Source organism: Chryseobacterium kimseyorum, from assembly GCF_025971945.1.
Taxonomy (GTDB): Bacteria; Bacteroidota; Bacteroidia; order Flavobacteriales; family Weeksellaceae; genus Chryseobacterium; species Chryseobacterium kimseyorum.
Genome location: NZ_JAPDHW010000035.1, coordinates 1 through 6100, shown reverse-complemented (window position 1 = coordinate 6100; position 6100 = coordinate 1). Strand labels below are relative to the sequence as shown.

The following is a 6100-nucleotide window of genomic DNA, read 5'->3' as shown; positions in this document are numbered from 1 at the left end:
CGATTAAGAATTGCAAAAAATGCCGCTGATATTACACTTCCCACCGGTTCTGTTTTTGGAGGTGAAGTAGAGGATGGAAAGCTGACGATTCAGGCAGTATGTTACGAAGATCCCGCATTGGCTTCAGGACAAACCTATCCTGTAAAACATGGGATCACACTTCTTGGCAGGTCAGGAAAAATCAGTACAGGAACAACCAATACGGCAAGTGATTGGCCGATGGTAAGAAATTCTGCCTATACAGCACTGGAAAGTAAAACCAAAGGATTCGTGATTACCAGAAACAGCAATCCTGAAGCTAGCATTGCAATTCCGGTTGTAGGAATGATGGTTTTTGATACGGATGAAAATGCAGGTGCAGGATGTCTGAAAATTTACACAGGTGCGGGCGCAGGAGAAGGTTGGAAATGTTTCAACACTCAGGGTTGTCCTCCGATTACCCATTAAAATAATTAAATTTTAAACCTTCAGGGCTTTGAAATCTTGAAGGTTTTATAAAAAAGAAAATATCATGCACAAAACAGCAATTATATTATCCGTTTTTCTTTCTATTTCTACGTTTTCGCAGGTTAGAATCGGAGCGGTCAATTTAGTGTCAAACATTAGCAATACTTCAGTGTTACTGGAATTTGGAACTGATGGCGACAAAGGAATTATTCTTCCGTACGTAGAAACCGTACCTACAGGAGCAAATAACGCCAAAGGGGGCACCATTATCTTTGATGTTTCTTCAAACTCAGAATACAAAGTGAAAGTCAAAAATGAAAACGCAGGCTGGACAGATCTTAGCCGTATTTCCGGCTATTCACAAGCTGTTGAAAGCGTTGTAAAAGTACCTCAGGCTTTACCACTTGCGGACCAAACGAGTGGAAAAGCAATTATAGGAGATTCCAACTCTACAACAGATGGCGTTTTAGTTCTTGATTCTCCTGATAAAGCGATGGTTTTACCAATTGTTTCCAATTATGCCGCAATCATAAATCCTTCCCCGGGAATGATGGCGTTTTTGCAGGGACTTACAGCAGCAGATCATCGGCTGATTATCTTTAATGGCCAGAAATGGACGTTCTGGAAACCTTAAAAAATAAATAATTATTCTAAAGCGGATAGGTTTACAATCTATCCGCTTTTTTTTGCTATAATAAGTTTTTACTGAATTTATTATATTTGATGAAAATACTGATCAGCCAGCCGAATCTCAAATTATGAAAAGTGATTGCCATAAATTACGAATACCTGTTATTCAACTTCTTTTTCTCAAATTTTTTCTGATCTCATTTTTTTCCTTTGCCCAAAAATCAAAGGAAGAAAAGCAAATTGATGTTCAAATACAAACGGCAAGTGATTATGCGCTGAATTTTAAAACAAAAGAACTGCTACAAATTTCCAAAGATATTCTCTCAAAGTCCGAAAAAATAGATTACATGAGAGGATTAGCTCAGGGTAATTATTATAGGGCTCTTGTGTTATTTCATATCGGAAACTATCATAAAAGTATTCAGTATGTTAAGAAATCTATAGAATATACTAGTGATATTGAAAAAGACGCGCAGCTTCACGCCCAAAATTATAATCTGTTGGGCGCCAATTACAATCGTCTGGAACTTTTTACCTTAGCATCAGAAAATATTAAAAAATCAATAGCTATTCTAAATAAGATTGAACCTAAAGATAACAAAACGCTATACACTTTAAGTGCCGGTTACACTGAATTATCTTACACATATGATGATTTAAAAGAGTCAGATTCCGCATATTACTTTCTTAAAAAACAGAGAAAATTGCTTGATAAAATGACATCAAAAGATATTTTTCGTCATATAAGTCTGTCTGATATCAATATGGGAAACTATTTTTACATGGCAAATAAAAATGATTCAGCGCGACATTATTATACACAGGCGATTTCCGTTTTGGAAGGCAAAGGTCATTTGTATGAAGTTCCTGCCATGTTAGGTTTAGGCAGTGTCGATTTAGAGCAAAATAAAGTAGACGATGCACTTCAACATTTTTTGCAGGCAAAAAAACTTATGAAAGAGGGTAAATCAACACTCGGAATAAGCCAGGCTTATCAAGGTCTGGAGATGGCATATGAAAAGAAAGGTGATTACAAAAATGCAAAAGAATATCAGCTATTATATAAAAGATTAGATGACAGCATAGCTATTGCAAACAAGATACAACGCGACTCTTTGATTAATGAAGTTATTAAATTTGAAAAAGAAGAACAGGAGCAAATTAGCAATAAAAGGTTTATGACAATATCTTCAGTTGTCGGTTTTATCGTCATTTTATCTTCTATTGGAATATTTTATTTTATCAGAAGAAAAAGAAAAGAGCTCATTACTGAAAAAGAAAATATTATTCATCAAAAAGAGGAAGAAAACCACGATCTCAAGCAGAAAATTAATGAGTCTTTCGAAGAGGTTATTCAGCTTGCCAAAGACAACAGTCCTGAGTTTTTTACCCGTTTCAGAGAGGTGTATCCTCATGTTGTAGAAAAAATTTTACAGATAGCTCCACAACTCAGGGTGACTGAACTGACTTTATGCGCCTATTTCTTTTTAGGATTTACACCAAAAGATGTGGCACTGTACACTTTCAAATCGGTACACACAGTGAGAAACCGCCGACAAAATCTCAGAAACAAACTTAATGTTCCTGCAGATGAAAGCTTCGACCTGTGGTTTAAAAATCTATAGAAAAATTTCCTTTTACCTATCCAGATTTCCCGAGTTTTTACAGATAATAGTTTACAGATGATTGTCTGAATTTTTTCGCTAAAAAGAAACAAAAGTTTATTTGCGCTCTGTATAAAATAGCTATTGAAACATGGATAAAAGAATAGATCATCTGGTGAAAAATCACCTCTCAAAATCAAAACTTTGTTCACAAGGATTGGGGAGAACCACCGAAATAGTCGGATCTTAAGACTTCAGATTATCAAAAGAAACGTCCCGGCTTCTTTAAAATGTGATAGCATTTATTTTCCTAATGATAAAGTTATTGATATAATGATTTCAAAATACATTGTGGATATTCACATGTACACTATAAATGATACAATGAAATACAGGGTTGTAAAGACGTTTTTAGTATGTATTTTCTAATCTTAGAAGTTGACCATTTAGATCTTTTAGGAATTGATTTTTATAGCAAAGGCTTCTTTGTTAGTTTCAAAGAGCAAAATTCCAATGTACAGGACACAATTGTCTTACATTAAGAAGCATTCTATCAGTATATATTAGTCAATCGGAATTAATTTAAATCTTTTGCAATATTTCTAATTAACCCCTAAAAACAAAAAAGACTATTAATCAATGATTAACAGTCTTTTTGTGTACCCCAGACGGAGGTAACTTAAAATCTTTCTATATTTCACTTATATTTAACTCGTTTATATTCAGTACATTTGGATTACAAATGATTTGCGGAATATTTATTTATCATATTTTATTTATTTTAAATTCAAAATAGTTCCCCCTTTTGTTCCCCCTTTCCTATTACTAAATAAATTTAATCTAATGATAAAATACAATTTTGAATTAAGAAAAGATAAAATCAATCAAGATGGTTTAATGCCAATAAGGATTTTATTCAGGATTAATAGTTCGGTTTTAAAAAGAAATACAGGGCTAAACTGTAAATTTCAGGATTGGCAAAATAATCGAGTGAAAGCCAATTCAAAAAAAGAAATTTATTATGGCTATGACGAAATAAATGAAAAACTTCAACAGATAGAAAGCAAGATTCAAGATATTTCGCTTTATTTTAGAGCAAATAAGCTTGAACCAACAAAGGATTTATTTATTGAAAAGTTTGACTCAAATGAGAAAATTGAAATATCTAATGAATTTGACTTTTTCAAATGTTTCACAGAATATATAGACAAAGGAAAGCTGACCAAAACGCCCAATACAATTAAAGGGCAAACCACAATAAAAAATTATTTAGAATTCTTTTGTAAAGAAAATGCAATCGTTCTCACTTTTGACAAAGTTGATGATGACTTTTTTGAAGTATTAAGAGACTATTCTTACCAAACAAAAAAGATGAAGCAGAATTATTTTGCTAAAGTGATTAAAGTTTTAAAATCGTTTCTAAATTGGGCAATCGAAAAGGGATATAATACGAACAGGGAATTCGAGAAATTTAGAGCTGTTGAACACGACATTGACATTGTGTATTTAACCTTTGAAGAATTAATGAAATTATACGAAAAAGATTTTGAGAGTGATCGGCTGTCTCAGGTTCGGGATTTCTATTGTATGGGGTGCTTCACAGGTTTACGGTTTTCTGATCTTTCTAAACTACATTTAGCCAATATTTCTGATGACCATCTAGTTCTTTCTATTCAGAAAACTAAAACACAGAATCACGCTATCAAGTTGAACAAATATGCAAAAGCTATTTTAGAGAAATACAAAGGAACTATCTATGAACCCTTACCCGTTATCTCTGCTCAAAAATTCAATGAATACATTAAAGATTGTTGTGAGCTAGCAGAAATCACACAACTGTTCACAACTCATTGGTTTGTGGGTAATAAGAAAAAATCACTCACACAACCCAAATGTAAATTCATAACAAGTCATACAGCTAGAAAAACATTTATTACAAATTCATTACTATTAGGAATGGAGCCCAAAGCAATAAAGAAAATTGCTAACATTAAAAAGGATGCTGTTTTGGATAAGTATATGAAAGTGACCGAAGCTTTTACAGACGAACAAATGGACAAAGCGTGGGGATAATTATTGTGTATTGCAATATGCAATAATTTAAATTTGAAAATCAATCTTTTTTATTAATATTGCATATCGCAATGTGCAATATATGAAGACTTCAAAACAGAATATGAAACCGCAAGACATTGTCCTCTTGTTGAAAATCATTAGTATTGATGACAATTTGTGGAATCAATCCTCCGTAGCAGCTGAACTGGGAATAAGCCAGGCTGAAATAAGCGAATCCGTTGCAAGGTCAAAAAATTCAGGACTATTGGATGCAAAAGGCAAAATCGTAATGAAACACGCACTTGCTGAGTTTTTACAATATGGCATACGTTATGTTTTTCCTCAAAAACCGGGAGCTGTTGTGCGTGGAATTCCAACAGCACATAGCGCATCACCGTTGAATGCCGAAATTGAAAGTAACGAAAAGTACGTTTGGGCTTATGCAAAAGGAAAAGCAAGGGGACAAAGTATTGAACCACTTTATCTTTCAGTTCCGGAAGCAGCACTGAAAGACGAAAAGCTGTATGAACTGCTTGCTATTACAGATGCAATCCGTGTAGGAAGATCAAGAGAAAAAGAAATGGCTGTAGAATACCTTAAAAAATATCTGAACATTGCATAACAAGACTATCAATATAGGCACTGTTGCAGAAGTCGCCGAGGCTTTACAACAGTATAAAGATCAAGTAGTTTTTGTAGGCGGTTCTGTTATCAGCCTTTACACGGATGATCCTGCTGCAGATGAAATACGCCCCACAAAAGATATAGATTTAACCATCAATATTGTTGATACAGGAAAATTTCAAAAGACCATTGAAGAGTTAGGAAAATTAGGTATCCACCCAGATCCTTTCGGAGCTTCTATATGCAGCTATAAGTATGATAAAATCCCAGTAGATATCATTCCTGCGGAAGACAACGCTTTTGGTTCTACAAACCGCTGGTATAAAATAGGTTTCGAGGATCTATGGAAAGTTAATGCAAAAGATCAGGAAATTAATATTTTGTCTGCTCCGTGCTTTCTGGCAACAAAATTTGAAGCTTTCAATAGCCGGGGAAAAGATTACAGAACCAGCCACGATATTGAGGATATTATCTATATTATTGATAACAGAACTACTGTTGTAGAAGAAATCGCTAAAACTGACAAACGGATTTCGGAGTTTCTCAAATTGGAAATTCAAAAAATTATTGACAAATGTCTATTAGATGAGCTATTGCATACACACATTCATCCTTTAATCATAGATGAAAGAATGGATATTGTCAAAGAAAAAATCAACGATATTATGAATGCTTGAGAATTCTTATTATTAAAGCATTCTGAATGATAAATATATAAAGCATGGCGAATTGTTTTTCTT

The 6100-nt window shown here is 33.7% G+C and carries 5 protein-coding genes and 1 pseudogene; all 6 read left to right on the top strand.

Annotated elements, in window-relative coordinates:
* Nucleotides 1-447 (top strand): annotated as a pseudogene (locus OMO38_RS20110) (hypothetical protein); the annotation flags it as partial.
* Nucleotides 448-511: 64 nt separating this feature from the next.
* Nucleotides 512-1081, top strand: a complete 570-nt coding sequence (locus OMO38_RS20105) for a hypothetical protein (protein ID WP_264751969.1) — start codon at nt 512-514, stop codon at nt 1079-1081.
* A gap of 343 nt (nt 1082-1424) precedes the next feature.
* Nucleotides 1425-2702, top strand: coding sequence for a tetratricopeptide repeat protein (locus OMO38_RS20100; RefSeq protein ID WP_264751968.1), 1278 nt, complete (start codon nt 1425-1427; stop codon nt 2700-2702).
* A gap of 822 nt (nt 2703-3524) precedes the next feature.
* Entirely contained in the window at nt 3525-4754 is a 1230-nt protein-coding gene (locus OMO38_RS20095; protein WP_264751967.1) for a site-specific integrase, read from the top strand.
* A gap of 82 nt (nt 4755-4836) precedes the next feature.
* The gene (locus OMO38_RS20090; RefSeq protein WP_264751966.1) at nt 4837-5358 is read left to right on the top strand and encodes a hypothetical protein; all 522 of its coding nucleotides are present in this window, start codon (nt 4837-4839) and stop codon (nt 5356-5358) included.
* Nucleotides 5351-6037 carry a nucleotidyl transferase AbiEii/AbiGii toxin family protein gene (locus OMO38_RS20085; RefSeq protein WP_264751965.1) on the top strand — a complete coding sequence of 229 codons (687 nt, stop codon included), beginning with the start codon at nt 5351-5353 and terminating at the stop codon, nt 6035-6037. The genes OMO38_RS20090 and OMO38_RS20085 overlap by 8 nt, the downstream gene beginning before the upstream one ends.
* Nucleotides 6038-6100: the final 63 nt, after the last annotated feature.